Origin of the sequence: Proteus columbae, assembly GCF_009914335.1 — a bacterium.
GTDB lineage: Bacteria > Pseudomonadota > Gammaproteobacteria > Enterobacterales > Enterobacteriaceae > Proteus.
Window position 1 is genome coordinate 3,469,236 of the sequence record NZ_CP043925.1, and the last position, 14,879, is coordinate 3,484,114.

Annotated in this window: 12 protein-coding genes; 5 read left to right on the forward strand and 7 right to left on the reverse strand. The window is 39.0% G+C overall.

What is annotated here, in order from left to right; translation table 11 throughout:
• Position 1 precedes the first annotated feature (1 nt).
• The 3 genes from F1325_RS16265 to F1325_RS16275 all read right to left on the reverse strand — a co-directional run bounded on the left by F1325_RS16265 (position 2) and on the right by F1325_RS16275 (position 5,236).
• Positions 2-1,627, reverse strand: a complete 1,626-nt coding sequence (locus tag F1325_RS16265) for a Na/Pi cotransporter family protein (protein ID WP_160230715.1) — start codon at positions 1,625-1,627, stop codon at positions 2-4.
• 421 nt (positions 1,628-2,048) lie between these two features.
• On the reverse strand, positions 2,049-3,488 hold the full coding sequence (gene phoA, locus F1325_RS16270; protein WP_109374379.1) for an alkaline phosphatase: 1,440 nt from the start codon (positions 3,486-3,488) through the stop codon (positions 2,049-2,051).
• A 188-nt stretch (positions 3,489-3,676) separates the two neighbouring features.
• Positions 3,677-5,236, reverse strand: a complete 1,560-nt coding sequence (locus F1325_RS16275; protein WP_244313528.1) for an alpha/beta hydrolase-fold protein — start codon at positions 5,234-5,236, stop codon at positions 3,677-3,679.
• 231 nt (positions 5,237-5,467) lie between these two features.
• Here F1325_RS16275 and F1325_RS16280 point away from each other — a divergent pair, with 231 nt between their 5' ends.
• Together F1325_RS16280 and F1325_RS16285 are read left to right on the forward strand one after the other, a co-directional pair.
• The gene (locus F1325_RS16280) at positions 5,468-5,737 is read left to right on the forward strand and encodes a hypothetical protein (protein WP_072069015.1); all 270 of its coding nucleotides are present in this window, start codon (positions 5,468-5,470) and stop codon (positions 5,735-5,737) included.
• 14 nt (positions 5,738-5,751) lie between these two features.
• Positions 5,752-6,102 (forward strand): type II toxin-antitoxin system RelE/ParE family toxin, encoded by a 351-nt coding sequence (locus F1325_RS16285; protein ID WP_160230716.1) that lies wholly within the window; start codon positions 5,752-5,754, stop codon positions 6,100-6,102.
• An 83-nt stretch (positions 6,103-6,185) separates the two neighbouring features.
• Here the strand turns inward: F1325_RS16285 and F1325_RS16290 are convergent, their stop codons facing one another.
• The 4 genes from F1325_RS16290 to serB form a co-directional block, all read right to left on the reverse strand.
• Positions 6,186-7,325 carry an ElyC/SanA/YdcF family protein gene (locus F1325_RS16290; protein ID WP_109374383.1) on the reverse strand — a complete coding sequence of 380 codons (1,140 nt, stop codon included), beginning with the start codon at positions 7,323-7,325 and terminating at the stop codon, positions 6,186-6,188.
• Positions 7,326-7,705: 380 nt separating this feature from the next.
• Positions 7,706-8,950 (reverse strand): multifunctional transcriptional regulator/nicotinamide-nucleotide adenylyltransferase/ribosylnicotinamide kinase NadR, encoded by a 1,245-nt coding sequence (nadR, locus tag F1325_RS16295; RefSeq protein ID WP_160230717.1) that lies wholly within the window; start codon positions 8,948-8,950, stop codon positions 7,706-7,708.
• Between the two features lie 11 nt (positions 8,951-8,961).
• Positions 8,962-10,353 carry a DNA repair protein RadA gene (radA, locus tag F1325_RS16300; protein WP_075672711.1) on the reverse strand — a complete coding sequence of 464 codons (1,392 nt, stop codon included), beginning with the start codon at positions 10,351-10,353 and terminating at the stop codon, positions 8,962-8,964.
• Between the two features lie 38 nt (positions 10,354-10,391).
• The gene (serB, locus tag F1325_RS16305; protein WP_109374385.1) at positions 10,392-11,369 is read right to left on the reverse strand and encodes a phosphoserine phosphatase; all 978 of its coding nucleotides are present in this window, start codon (positions 11,367-11,369) and stop codon (positions 10,392-10,394) included.
• Between the two features lie 110 nt (positions 11,370-11,479).
• Here serB and F1325_RS16310 point away from each other — a divergent pair, with 110 nt between their 5' ends.
• The 3 genes from F1325_RS16310 (at position 11,480) to F1325_RS16320 (ending at position 14,808) form a co-directional block, all read left to right on the forward strand.
• On the forward strand, positions 11,480-12,205 hold the full coding sequence (locus F1325_RS16310; protein WP_109374386.1) for a YtjB family periplasmic protein: 726 nt from the start codon (positions 11,480-11,482) through the stop codon (positions 12,203-12,205).
• 226 nt (positions 12,206-12,431) lie between these two features.
• Positions 12,432-13,973, forward strand: coding sequence for a YjjI family glycine radical enzyme (locus tag F1325_RS16315; protein WP_109374387.1), 1,542 nt, complete (start codon positions 12,432-12,434; stop codon positions 13,971-13,973).
• Positions 13,945-14,808 (forward strand): YjjW family glycine radical enzyme activase, encoded by an 864-nt coding sequence (locus tag F1325_RS16320; RefSeq protein WP_109374388.1) that lies wholly within the window; start codon positions 13,945-13,947, stop codon positions 14,806-14,808. Before F1325_RS16315 ends, F1325_RS16320 begins: the two co-directional genes overlap by 29 nt.
• Positions 14,809-14,879 lie beyond the last annotated feature (71 nt).

Genomic DNA, 14,879 nt, shown 5'->3' on the forward strand with positions numbered 1-14,879 from the left:
ATTAAACCTGTTCTGATGATGATTCACTTCGTTCTAGTACGTGATAAGCCACAGCACAGAACAAGGAATTCAACCGTTTCATATCACCGAGCAAACTGGTGTGCAGTGAACTGGTTTCAATGCTTTGCATATTATGCAAATGAAGACGTTCTACATGAGCAAACGAGTAACGCTGGTTGAGTAAACGGAAACGATGTTTTGCTCGACGTAATTTACGAGCATGTTCCATGTTGCCGGAAACAAATACCGACATCGCCAGATTCAGATTACTTTGCAGACGCTCAAGGAGTGTCTGTAATTCACGACGTCCTTCCTCCGATAAAAACAAGTGGTGATTTAAACCTTTGCTAACCACTTCAGCCGACATACGCGCAATAATAGCGGATGATTGTTGTAAATTCATCGCTGTATCAATAATTTCAGCCCAACGTCGAGAATCTTCAGTTCCTAGATCATGCTGTTGAATTTGTGCCATATACAATTTAATGCTGCTGTGGAGTAATTCTACCTCTTCTTCTAACTGGCTAATTTCCCTTTTTTGCTGACGATTGCCTTCCATTAACGCAGTAAAACGTTGCAACATTTGTTCTATAACATCACCTAATCGTAGTGATTCTCTAACCGCATTAGCAATTGCCAATGAAGGCGTATCAATAGCGGATTGATCTAAATAACGCGGTGCCATTTCAGATCCCGTGGTCGGTAATTCAGGAATGAGTCGCTGACATAATTTCGCCATTATGCCGACAAAAGGGATCATCAAAATACAGCGAGCAAGATTATAAATAACATGAAAATAGATAACGACTTCAGCCGGTGAAAAGCCATATTTTTGTATTTCAGAAGCAAGATACGTTATCCATGGTAAAACAATCAATGCGCCAATCAGTTTAAAAAATAAGCTTCCCAACACAACTTGTCGAGAAGCAACGCTTTGTCCCCGACTACTTATTAATGCAAGCAACCCACTACCAATATTTGAGCCAATTACAATGGAAAGGCTGATATACAATGGCATTAATCCTGTTGCACTTAATGTCGCAGTTAACAACACTGCCGCAAGGCTCGAGTAACTCACCATTGCAAAGAGTGCCCCCACCAATAACGCTAAAATAGTATCGCCACTGAGAGAGGTAAAAATAGCTTGGACTGCACTTGCGTGCATAATAGGTTCTGCCGATGCCACAATGAGTTGTAAAGCCAACAAAATCAAACCAAGACCAATACCCACACGTCCTAGTTGTCCTACTCGCTCCTTTTTACGACTTAAAAAAGTAATAACACCGATAAGGATAAGGAGTGGCGATAACCAAGAGAGATCAAACGTCAGCACACGCGCCATTAACGCAGTACCCACATCCGCGCCTAGCATAATAACAAGTGCTGGTGTAATCGAAATCAGTCCTTGCGTCACAAAAGAGATAACCAAAAGTGCCGTCGCATTACTGCTTTGGACTAATGCCGTTACGCCCACACCCGCAAGAAAGGCGTTGGATTTTTTATTAATACTTTTACCTAAAATTCGGCGTAAATCAGAGCCAAAAACACGCATAATGCCTGTACGAACAATATGTGTTCCCCAGACAAGAAGCGCGACAGATGAGAGTAAATGAAGCAGTGTCAGCATAGAAAAAATAACCTTATTCTTATCGTTGTTTGTTTGACTCTGTTCTCCTTCAATCTCATAAAAAAGAGAAAGACCATGAGCAGATAACGCTCTGAGAAAAGATATTTGCTGGTAATGTCTAAATAACACATTGGGTTATTTAGACAAAAAGATATTGCAACTTAAGTGCAATAATCAATGGAGAAGTTGAGAATATTATATGGATTAATGTGTGAATACTGCTAATTATAGCAGAGAAAGTGTCACTTTCAAAATCAGACTGTAAATAACCTATTGATTTATTATCACTTTATTTTTAGCAGACTCAAATCCTAATAAAAAAACGCGACCAGAGGGTATCTCTCTAAGCCGCGCGAAAATACAACAATTTAGTAAGGCAATTCGACTACAAGTTCAGACAGACTATAAATTCAACTTGAACTTACTTCAGACCCATCGCATCACGCATTGTGAAAAACAAATCTGTTTGGTCAGTTAACCCAACCACATTAGCCGCATGTGGACCATAAGCGGCAACCCGTAATTGTGCTCCTGTATGCTCTTGAGACTCTTCTTCTGAGTTACCGTAATTCACCACCATAACCGCACCATCTTTAGTGATAAGTGCCTGTGTTAACCCACTGGATTTCACATCAGCTTCAATAATTTGGCTTGAATGCGCATGATCAGCAGTCACGATAATCAGAGTGTCGCCGTTTTGTTTAGCAAAATCTAAACCGATTTGTACGGCTTCATCTAGTGCAACAGTTTCACCAATTTGTCCGCAAGGATTCGCATTATGATCTTGCTTATCGATAGAAGCACTTTCGACTTGTAAGAAGAAGCCATTTTCATTGGTTTTCAGCAAATCGATCGCTTTTTTGGTCATTTGTGCCAGTGTTGGCGCATTCGGATCAAGTTTAGCGTTAGGTTTGCACTCTAAAGGTGGGTTATTTAAATTACCGTGGTAAGTCGCTTTAGGGCCTTCCCATGCCACTGCCATATTGCCTTCATGGAATAAACCTAGTACAGGCTTATCTTGGTTCGCAAGCGTAATCGCATCGAGTGATTTGGCATCTTTCACGATTTGATAACCACGCTCAATGGCTTGTTGCTCTAACGTTTTGCCTTTGTATTCACCCGCCACTGCGGTTTGAGCAAAACTTTTTGCTCCACCACCTAATGTGACATCAGCGCGAGTCACTAATAATTGCTCAGAGATAGAACCTCTACCGCCATTTTCCAATGCGTTTGTTGAGCATTTCTCTAAGGTTTCAACAGGGCCATAGCATTTGCGTCCTGTTACATGCGAGAACAGAGCCGCAGGTGTTGCATCTTGAATTTCAGAGGTTGTCACGTTCCCTGTCGCCTTTCCATTGGCTTTTGCTAATTCCAAAATAGTTTGGTGATCCTTACCAAACACATCAATCCCTAATGCACCATTATAGGTTTTCACACCCGAAGCCCATGCTGTCGCAGAAGCGGCAGAGTCTGTTACATAATTAGGTTTTTGGGTTTTTCTGTCTAAAGCGTAGTGTGTGTATTGACCCGTAATAGGTAAGGCATCGATACCTTTAAAGAAACCACCCGCACCTTCGGCATAGTTACGTGCAACGGTGATTTCAGAATCCCCCATACCATCACCAATAAAGAGGATTACATTTTTCGCTTGGTTATTATTTAAAGCTGCTTTTAATGTCTCAGTTTGATCTTGAGTCATACGGCGAGCACCGCCAAATTCCGTGATATTACCTTTTGCTGCACGATCTTGAGCTAAAATGGCATCAGCAGCAACGGGAGCAGCAAAAGAAGAGAAACTCGCGCCAGCTAATAGCGTTGTTACAATAACGGATAAAATAGAACGTTGGTAACGATGAGACATAGCTTTTTCCTTGCACTCTAAAGTAAAAAAACAGGGTTAATGTTTTAAGTCAGGAAAAGCTTACGGCAGTTAAATGACAGAGAAATGAAGAGTAAACGCGATTTTGATGACAGCTTTATGACAGGTTGGTGACAAATCAGAAGCTTATGCCGTTTATCATCACTCATAAGCTTCTGTCATTATCAATATTAATGTTCTTTAGTTAATGCTTTCGCACCGAGATATAGCGTTTCACACCAAGAGATATAATCATGCCCACTTGCCATTTCTAGCGATTGAACTGGGTAACCTTTTTGTTCTAAAACCAGTTTAAGATGGCGATTATTATTTAAAATCCCCCCTTTATCACCACGGTTTTCAAATAACCCAGCCTCTAAGAAAAACTGTAATGGTTTTTTATCTGCTTGCTCAAATTGTCGAATAAGCCATTCAGGCTCTTCATTTTCAGGCGCCCACCAATAAGAGCCTGACATACTCAGCACTTTACCAAAGCGATCAGGACGATTAAATGCCACCCATGAAGACGCTAATCCTCCATAACTCGAACCCGCCACAATGGTTTCTTCTCCTGATACGTGAATACCTTTCTCTTTTTCTAACCAAACAAAGAGTTCATCTGCCAAGAAACGGTAAAAATCAGGATTTGGTGGTAACTCAACACTACGACGATCACTATCAATACTATCAACAAATAAGATCATCATCGGTGCCAATTTCCCTTCTTCGATCTGTTTATCAAAAAACCGATCAATACCATATTGGCGACGATAAGTTTGACCATCAAATAACACTAAGAGTCGAGGTACTTCCATTTTTTTAGCAGGCTGGTAAAGCGCTATTTCACGATCGTTATTTAAGATCTGACTGTGAAAACGCACAATTTCTGTGTTGCCTTTCATTTTTCTATCAAGAATATCAGGCAATTGGCATTCACGTTGACTATCTAACGATAATAAAGAAAAGTGATTATAAATATCCTCAGATTTGCTTGGTGAATCTTGAGAATTCAGCGGATCTGCCTGTGCTGTGGTTAAAATAGCGCGACGCTGTTCGAATGGCTCTGCATTTTCAATGATAGGCACATCAGGTGCTAATTTATATTGCATTAATGTATCGTTAGGTACGATATAGCTACGATACCAAATATCACTATTGGCTAAATGGGTTAATGGATCATGATTACCATCGGGTGATCCCAATAATAAGACATTCTTTTTTGCACCTTGCCATAAAAAAGTCACTAACTTTTTATCCTTATCATAAGGCTCAATAAGGGGTGCACCTTCGTGACGTACTTGTTGCCAAAATGCCTGAATATTTTGTTGATTCAATTGATGAGCAAGTATTTGTAAACGAGGGCTAATAGGTGCAATTCCCGCATCTTTATCTAAAGGCTGATAAGGCTGTGTTATCAGTGTGAATTGCCACGGTTTTCCCACCTCACCTTGTGCAATTAATTGATAACTCGTAGTTTCAGGTAATAAAAAGCGTACTTTTTGTTGCCCATCCGCAGGAACATCTTTTAATAAGCTACGGATATGTGTGCCATTTTGGGTTTCTAATCGTAGATTTTGTACCCCTTTCACATTCAGTTCGGCATAACGTTGACTCTCTAAATACGTGGTAAAACACAGCGCATTGTTGTTATCAAACTGACCTGTTATTTCTTTGCCTTCAGTTACGGTTAAGCAATTGGAAAAACTAGGGAAAGATGCCATTAATGCACATATCATCAGAGGAATTCTCACTTTATTATTCTCGTTATAAACTATTGTGAGAAACAATAGTAATGATAATTGTTATCAATTCAATAAAAATTAAGTGTGTACAAATTTATAATAAATTTGATACCCCAGCGAAAAATAATAAAATAATCATTATCACTCCCTATGTGATAGCAAGATAAAGTCAATAATTATAGGAGTTCGCTATTTATGTCTATCTTGCATATGAATAGCAATTAAATGAAGGTAATTATTATGTCTATAACGATGTCGCAAAAACTAGCTCGAGAAGGACTTGGTAATCCAGAATTATTTCAAGGTGGTGTTTATATTACAAAAAATGGTCAAGCGGAGCTTTTTGTACAAACAGCCGAAGAAAGACAACTGGAGTTACAAGAAAGAGAAAAAGAGCGTCAATCAAATGCTCTATTGAAATTGGTAATGATAGCGAAAGAAGATATAGCAAATGAGCAAGTTATGTCTCCTGAAGATGTCAAAAGAAAACTACGTGGATCTCGAACTTAATATTAGAAGTGCTTTTGAAAAAAACTGTAAACATTAGAGTATCAGAGACGGCTCTATGGTCATTAAAAGATGCGGAATCATTTAAACTCAGTTGCACCAATAACAGTGAAACCGCTGCTGTATTTATAGATCAACTTTTTGACTCAGCTATTGATGCTATTTCTCAAGATCCTACCCGTTATCGTTATAATGCAATGTTGGCAGATAAAGGGATCGCTATTCGTGAACGTATTGATGTAAACAGTCAGTTTCGTTGTTTATATGAATTCAATGAAGAAAATAATACGGTCAATATATTACTTTTTATAAGTAAAAAACAAGATATTGAAGGAATGCTTTATCGTTGTTTAATAGTGAAAAAATGATGAAAAATGATAAAAATCTCCTCAATCATTTTTGTTATTGAGGAGACTTTCTTTCTAAGTTAATTAACGTTAAAACGCTCCCATCAACGCTCTTCTAGCGGATAGCTGCGGAAACTCCATAATCCTAGCGCTTTTAAACCGTCACGATAAATGCCCTGTATATCTGATTTGCTGGCTTTTTGTAATTCAGCTAATGGCTTATCAGGAGCTACAACCGTTAAGTAAGAAATGTCACTTGGGCCACTTTGCCAACTTGCGATAGTGAAAATAGCATCAGCACGACGAACATGGCTACCAGAGCTAATAATTACGGCCGTTTTAATACGATGTTTGGTTAAAGCATAACGGCTAAATAATGCATTTTCGACAGTTGTACGCGCATAGTTCTCTTGGAAAATACGTTCTGGTGCAATCCCATTTTTCACCAGCCAATCTGCCATTAACTTACCTTCAGTTTGGTGCGCTTTAGGTACACCTCCTGTCACAACAATCATTGCTTCTGGCAATTGCTTAGCTACTTCTAAAGTTTTATTTAAGCGCTCAATTAAAATCTTATTCATAGTGCCATCAGGATTTAACGCATAACCCAATGTCACAATCGCATTATTATCTTTGGTTTTTTTCAGTTTCGCTAAATCAGCAGGCGTTAATTTATCGCTTAACGGCATTTTGCTAACGCGATCAATTTGTGCAAAGAAACGACTAATTTCTTCTGCTTTTGCTGGATTTAATGATTTCAATTTATTGAAATACGCTTCACTCTCTTTATCTTTACCTTCAAAACGAGTCCATGAAGTAACATAAATTAGCGCATCAATATCATCAGGAGCCGCTTCTAAAATCTGTTTATAAATCGTAATTGCGCGAGAAACATCATTGTTATAGATATAAGCACTAGCGGTACTAAATAATAAATCGAGGCGATAAGGCTCTAACTTATAAGCTTGTTGCAGTTTTTGCGCCACAATTTCCATATTTGATGGCAGTTTTCCCGTAAAGCCAGCATCAGAGACACGCGCTGGTGACTTAAAAGCATCTAATGCATCTTGGATCAAACTATCAACCGTTTGGCGCTGAGAGACATACTGTTGATAGCTATTATCTGGTTGATGAACTTTTTGGTAAGCCAATGCATTTGATGAGACGGTAAAACCTAAAGCAGCGATCGCCAACGAAATGACTGTTTTCTTGATATGAAGTGAAACACGGGAAGGTTGCGCCATTATCTTGTCCTTTTACGAAAAATAGTCTGCTTCTTCACCTGAGCGAATGAAGATAGAGAGTGTGACTCCCCACACCTAATGGCAAAAGAAATACACACTGATAAATCTATACCTGCTATCTATAATAGAGATCCCTGCATTAATTTTCAGTAATCTTTTTCACCTTATTGAAAAAAATAGCATTATTACGTAGATAGCTTATTTGACAGATTTTTTTATGTATTTTTATCTTTTGGTAAGTGATTTTGTTCTGATAGGTCATCAGTGATAAAGAATACAAACGATCTATTCTTTAGAGGGAAGAGAGAAGTTTAAAATTGAGTAATTATTTTTTATTCTTCAATTTAAAAACGCCACTAATGGCGTTTTTAATCTTTATACTATTCAATATGCTTTGATTGCATCATCAATAATTCTCTCACTAATTCAACGCAACTTAAGAAGCGTTCGTCATAATCAGGGGAATTAACTTTAATATATTCAATATTATTTTTATCGAGCATTTCCATCAGTAAGGTTTGGAAATAACGTCTCTCTTTATCACTGCCTAAACTACGCAAGCCATCTGCTACCCACGGCGTATTGTTTTCTAGCAAGATAACCAAATCAAAACGGTATTCATCAATCAGCGCTTGAACAAAGGGATGCTCTTTACCTTCATAACGTAAACAAAATGCTTGTGTGGTGACAAAATCCGTATCAACAAACGCCACTTTATTTGCATATTTAACAGCAAAATCAATATATTGAGCATGTCCTAATGCAATTTTATCGTAGTCGGAATATTGTAAGGCCATTTCATCCCCACCAAGGTGAGAAAACACATAATCACGACCATATTCCCATGCGCTGGTTGTATTGAAAATATTGGCAAGCTTATTCACTAACGTGGATTTTCCGCTGGATTCACCTCCTAAAATCGCTACTGTGCGCACAAAGAAGGGTTTTACTTCCGTTGGAATATATTCCCAATATTTAAATGGTGCTTGGCGAATTTGACTGCCACTGATATTCATAAATGAACGTTCAGGATCAATCAAAACCGTTTCAATCCCCAAGAAAGCATTATATTGATCCGCATCTTCTCGTTCGCTGGTATAGATAAAATCAGGGGTTATCTGCTTTTCTCGCAAAAACATTTTGATCCCTTCACTCCACATTTCCCAGCCATGGGGTTGTGGCTCTATACCGTGCTCGTCAAACTCATGAATACGAATATTTTTTTGATATTTAAAGGTTTGTAATAACCAACGCAATCTATCACTCACCGTTGGCTGTTGTGACATTGCACTGTTGATAAATAGATTTTTATCACGAGGCTCGTCATAACATAAAATGACATGTAATTCATCCACTTGGCTACAAGCACGTTGAATTAAATAAATATGCCCCGTATGAAGCGGATAAAACTTACCAAAAATAACACCAATTGTTTTCTTTTTTACGGGATATTCTAACCCTAAAAATTGGTGTAAAGCCGACATCTTTTGAGCGCTGGGACTTTTGATTTTATTATTAATCAATTGGCTAAGATAGCCTTTTGTCATATCACTTTCATCAGCAACTTGTTGTAAAGTATAACCATTTTTTCTGATAGCCTGTTTGATATAATCAAAAGGTCCCATATTTCACTCCTTTAGAAGTCTTCTAAATCATCGAGGACAGATAACGCATCTGACAGCTTTTTCACACCATACACTTTCATATCAGGGGGATTTTTTTTCGGCATATTCGCACTAGGTACAATCGCTCGTTTAAATCCATGTTTTGCTGCTTCTGCAATACGCTCTTGCCCGCTAGGGACTGGTCGAATTTCACCTGCAAGTCCGACTTCGCCAAATATCACTAAATCACGAGGTAAAGGACGATTACGAAAACTGGATACTAATGATAATAACAAGGCTAAATCTGCACTGGTTTCTGTGACTTTTACCCCACCAACCACATTGACAAAGACATCTTGATCAGACATCTGCAATCCACCATGACGATGTAATACAGCAAGCAAAATAGCTAATCTATTTTGCTCTAATCCCACTGCAACACGGCGAGGATTGGACAACATAGAGTGGTCAACTAAGGCTTGTATCTCCACCAGCAAAGGTCTTGTACCTTCCCACACGACCATGACAGAGCTACCTGATGTGATTTCATCACCTCGACTTAAAAAGATAGCAGATGGATTGCTCACTTCTCGTAATCCTTGCTCTGTCATCGCAAAAACGCCTAACTCATTAACGGCGCCGAAACGGTTTTTATGACTGCGTAAGGTACGAAAACGAGAATCCGTTTCACCATCTAGCATCACAGAACAGTCAATACAGTGTTCTAATACTTTAGGCCCTGCCAATGTGCCATCTTTTGTCACATGACCCACCATGATAATGGCAACATCATTGGTTTTAGCAAAACGAGTTAGATAAGCAGCGGTTTCTCGCACTTGAGCAACACTACCCGGTGAAGATTGAATATCTGCCATATGCATCACTTGAATAGAGTCAATCACCATTAATTTAGGTTGTTCTTGTGAGGCAATTAAACAAATTTGCTCAATGCTAGTTTCTGACAACATATTTAGCTCTGCTGTCGGTAAACCTAATCGATGTGCACGCATAGCTACCTGTTGGAGTGACTCTTCACCTGTAACATATAGCGTTTTCATTTCCGTTGCTAAACGACACATGGTTTGTAGCAATAAGGTACTCTTACCCGCGCCCGGGCTTCCCCCGATTAAAATGGCACTTCCAGGGACTACACCACCACCTAATACGCGATCAAACTCTTTAAAGCCCGTTGAGAAACGCGGTAAGGCTTCAAGGCTAATTTCAGAGAGCTTTTGAACTCGGCTAACGCCTTTTGCATCACCCGCAAATCCACTAAAGCGCTCATTACGGGAAGAAGGGGCGGCAGCAAGGCGCACTTCTGTAATTGTATTCCACGCATGACAAGCAGAGCATTGCCCTTGCCAACGAGGATAATCTGCACCACATTCATTACATACAAAGGCTCTTTTTGCTGCTTTTGCCACACTTCTCTCCCAACAATAACAATTTTAGAAAAACGCGCTTAACGCTCTTCGTGTTTTAGACCACCACTTAAAACGCACAATACACCCATTAGGTCGGCGTGACGAATAGCGACTTTTGCTTGAGCATACACTTTAGGTTTTGCATGATAAGCAATACCAAGCCCTGCTTTTCTCAACATTTTAAGATCGTTTGCCCCATCACCAATGGCAATGGTTTGCTCCATTGGGATCTCTAAATCTTTCGCTAAACGCGCTAACACTTGTGCTTTGTACTTCGCATCAACAATCGTGCCTTTGACTTTACCTGTCAACTTGCCATCTTTAATTTCAAGATGATTAGCAACAGCAGACACTAAGCGTAATTTTTGTTTTAAATTATCCGCAAAATAAGTAAAGCCACCTGACGCAATAGCAATATGCCAATCCATCGCCTGAAGTTTACGCACTAAGCTGGTTAATCCTGGCATAAGAGGCAAATCATCCATCACTTTTTGCAAAATAGATGCATCCGCGCCTTTCAGTTCAGCAACACGCAACTTTAAGCTTTCACTAAAATCCATTTCCCCTTGCATGGCACGTTCTGTTATCTCTGCAACTTTATCGCCCACGCCAGCAAGTTTGGCTATTTCGTCAATACATTCAATTTGAATCGCCGTTGAATCCATATCCATCACTAAAAGTCCCGGAGAACGTAAGCGAGGAATTTCACCTAGAGGAACGACATCTAGGCCACATTCATCAGATAAACGGCGAATTCGACGAGTTAGACTACCTGCGATACGTACCACTTGGTAATCGTCAATGCGCCATGAAGAAACCACCACGATTGCCACGCCTAATTTATGTTGGAACTCACTTATTCTTTTCTTATCAAGTTCACGTCCATAAAGTAACCATCCGCTATCACCCGCACGATAATCCAGTGGCATCACTTCTTCACCACTAAGTGATAACGGCAGACCTGGCCATTTACGGATCTCATCCGGTAAATAGCAATAGGTCAGACTATTTGACATACTTATTCTCCTGTTTTTCCCCTGCCTGAACAAAATAATCGTTATTCAGCCTATTCTATCTCTGGCTCATCTGGCAACATGCACATACTTGCTTACGCAAAAGGATGAACATGCTTAAAGACAAACTAAAATTCAAACTCCAAAAAACGGCGATTATACTGATTTGTATCGCACTATTGGCATTTCTTATGCAAGGCGCGTCTTATTTTAGCCGTGCTAATCAGCATGCCCGTATTACTCAGTTTGAAGAGCTTGCAAAAACGCTGGCAGAACAAGTTGCGTTCTCTTTATCCACTTATATAGATGACAGTAGCAAAGATAACGTAAATCCCCTCATTATGGCTAATTTAAATCATCTAACTCATGATAGTCGGGTACTTGATGCCAGCCTTTATTTAGAAGATGGCACACAAATAGCGCATAGTGGTGAAAATGTCACGGTTAAAGAGCGATTAGCACTAGAAGGGCAAAAAAGTGGGGGCTCGTTTAATCACCAGCTTGTTGTGCCTGTGCCGGGTAAAGATAAACCCAAAGGATTTTTAAGGCTCACACTGGATACTCATCAGCTTGTCACTGAATCTAGCCAAGTGGATAACACCACGAATTTATTACGTGTGATGTTATTGGTCGCACTTGCCATTGGCTTTTTGCTTTCTCATAACCTTCTCCAATTGACACCTGTTCATTGGCAACAATCGCCGTATTTATTAACGGCCAATTTACCGCCTCGCACTGAAAAAGATGATATTGAAGAAAAAGAAAGTGAAGAAGAAGGAGAAGAAAATAATGTCAAAGAGAGAGATAACGACACCGAAAATAGCTCAAATAAAGCATAAACTCTTATCCGATTAAAAAATAAAAAGTGAGTTGAGTGATGAGCTGAACTCACTTTTTAGCCAATACAAACTAAATTTAGATATATCTAATTTATGCGTATTTTCGTGCTATTCCCTTAATCTTTAAAAGGGATTTGTTTAAAATCACAGTAAACCTTAGCCAATTCATTAATCTAAAAAGATAAGTTTTAAATCTTTTTCTGGCTCTTTGAGTGCTGAGGTGGTTATGACTGAACAATCTGTTATCCAACATTGTCAACAAATCGTAGAAAATCCAACCCTTTCTCCTGAACAAAAACGTCATTTTCTCGCGTTAGAAGCTGAAAATATGTTGCCTTATCCTTCATTGCCTAATGATGCGGCTAAAGCACTTGATGAACGGGTTATCTGCGATATGTATGAAGGTCATGCTCCTTATAAACCTCGTTATGTCTTACCAGATTATGCGAAGTTTTTAGCACAAGGCTCTCGCTATTTAGAACTTGAACCTGCGCAAGATTTTGATGATGCACTAAACATGCTGACAATCCTTTATCATCATGTTCCTTCTGTCACGTCTATGCCTGTTTATTTAGGACGCATTGATAAAATCTTATTACCTTATGTGGGTGAACTGACCGAAGAACAGCTTTACCCTAAATTAAAACGTTTCTGGCGTTATCTTGATAGAACACTGCCTGATGCATTTATGCATGCGAATATCGGCCCTGAAGACTCCATCATCACACGCTTAATTCTTAAAGTAGATGTCGAGCTTCAACAAGTCGCGCCTAATCTCACCTTTATTTATGATGCGAATTCGACGCCTTCTGACCTATTGCATCAAGCTATCACCAATATTTGCCATAGCAGTAAACCCCATATTGCCAACGGTATTTTACAAGATGCCGTATTTGGTAAAGATGAATACGGTATTGTGAGTTGTTATAACTCTTTACCTCAAAGTGGTGGTGGTAGCACTTTAGTACGGATTAACCTTAAAGAAGTTGCAAAACGTAGCCAAAGTAGCCACGATTTTCTTGAAAATGTCTTGCCATTTTATATGCAAAAACAAATCGAGATCATTGATGCCCGTTGCGAATTTCTCTATGAAAAATCCAATTTCTTTGAACAGAGTTTCTTAGTAGAAGAAGGTTTGATCTCACCTGATCGTTTTGCGCCAATGTTTGGTATTTACGGCATGGCAGAAGCTGTTGCGCTTTTACTTGAAAAAGAAGGCAAACAAGTCGCTTATGGCGATAACGAATCAGCAAATAAACTCAGCTATATTATCAGTGAAAAATTAGCACAATTTGTCGCGGATACCCCTGTGAAATATGGCTGGAAACAGCGTGCCATGCTACATGCACAATCTGGTATTAGCTCCGATATTGGCACCACTCCTGCAACGCGTATTCCTTATGGTACAGAGCCTGATCCTGTTACCCATTTAATGACCGTTGCGCCTCACCATCAGTTTTACACCTCCGGGATCAGCGATATTTTAACTGTTGATGAAACTATCAAACAAAACCCTGATGCATTAATGCAACTGTGTTTAGGTGCGTTTTCTTCAGGATTACGTGAATTTACAGCTAACGTCGGCGGTAATGATTTAGTGCGTGTTACAGGTTATATGGTGCGTTTATCTGATTTGAAAAAGTACAAAGAAGAAGGCTCTCGCCTAAATACCACTTGGTTAGGTGATGAAGCTACTGCAAATTGTCATATTACTGAACGTAAACCGCGTGTGATCAGCCATGAACAGCAGATGCGTTTCAATAAATAAGATACTGCCCTTCTCTTGTGTCGATGGCCCTGGCAATCGCCTAGCCATCTTCCTACAAGGGTGTAATCTGCGCTGTAAAAATTGCCACAATCCCTACACAATGGGGATCTGTGACAATTGTGGCGACTGTATTCCGACTTGCCCACAACAAGCACTTTCATTACAAAATGGTGTTATAAGTTGGAACAGTGCCAGTTGTGAACAATGCGACACCTGTATTCAGCAATGTCCCCGTCAATCAAGCCCGATGACATTAACTTATACAGTCGATGAATTAATAGCGATCACACGTAAATATGCTGCTTTTATTAATGGCATTACTGTCAGTGGCGGTGAATCGACATTACAACTTCCTTTTTTAATTAATTATTTTAAAACAGTCAAAGAAGCCCCCGATCTTAAACATCTCACCTGTTTAATCGACAGTAATGGCACACTTTCTATTAATGGTTGGCAAAAAATAGCCCCTTATATGGAGGGCGCAATGATCGATTTAAAAAGCTGGAATGAAAAGGTACATATTAATTTAACCGGTCGTAGTAATCAGCGTATTAAAGAATCAATCAAATGGTTAGCTAATAATAATTTACTTACAGAATTACGCCTTTTATATATCCCAGAAAAAACAGACTATTTAGAAAATATAGAATTGCTTTCCCAGTTTATTAATTCGCTTGGTGAATCAGTATTAGTCAGAATTAATGCTTTTCATCAACATGGTGTATATGGTGAAGCAAGTAAATGGATACCAGCACAAAAACAACATATTGATTTATTAAGTAAAGAACTAAATAAAAGACATATATTCAATATTAAAATCCCAGAAATATATTAATAATAAGAATCAATTAAAATCAAAAATAATTATTTAAAATTATAATAAATATAATTAGCAATGCATTTTAA

Coding starts and splice junctions, on each gene's coding strand:
- F1325_RS16265 (WP_160230715.1), bottom strand. CDS start 1,627: ATGCTGACACTGCTTCATTTACTCTCATCTGTCGCGCTTCTTGTCTGG.
- phoA (WP_109374379.1), bottom strand. CDS start 3,488: ATGTCTCATCGTTACCAACGTTCTATTTTATCCGTTATTGTAACAACG.
- F1325_RS16280 (WP_072069015.1), top strand. CDS start 5,468: ATGTCTATAACGATGTCGCAAAAACTAGCTCGAGAAGGACTTGGTAAT.
- F1325_RS16290 (WP_109374383.1), bottom strand. CDS start 7,325: ATGGCGCAACCTTCCCGTGTTTCACTTCATATCAAGAAAACAGTCATT.
- nadR (WP_160230717.1), bottom strand. CDS start 8,950: ATGGGACCTTTTGATTATATCAAACAGGCTATCAGAAAAAATGGTTAT.
- serB (WP_109374385.1), bottom strand. CDS start 11,369: ATGTCAAATAGTCTGACCTATTGCTATTTACCGGATGAGATCCGTAAA.
- F1325_RS16310 (WP_109374386.1), top strand. CDS start 11,480: ATGCTTAAAGACAAACTAAAATTCAAACTCCAAAAAACGGCGATTATA.
- F1325_RS16315 (WP_109374387.1), top strand. CDS start 12,432: ATGACTGAACAATCTGTTATCCAACATTGTCAACAAATCGTAGAAAAT.
- F1325_RS16320 (WP_109374388.1), top strand. CDS start 13,945: ATGAACAGCAGATGCGTTTCAATAAATAAGATACTGCCCTTCTCTTGT.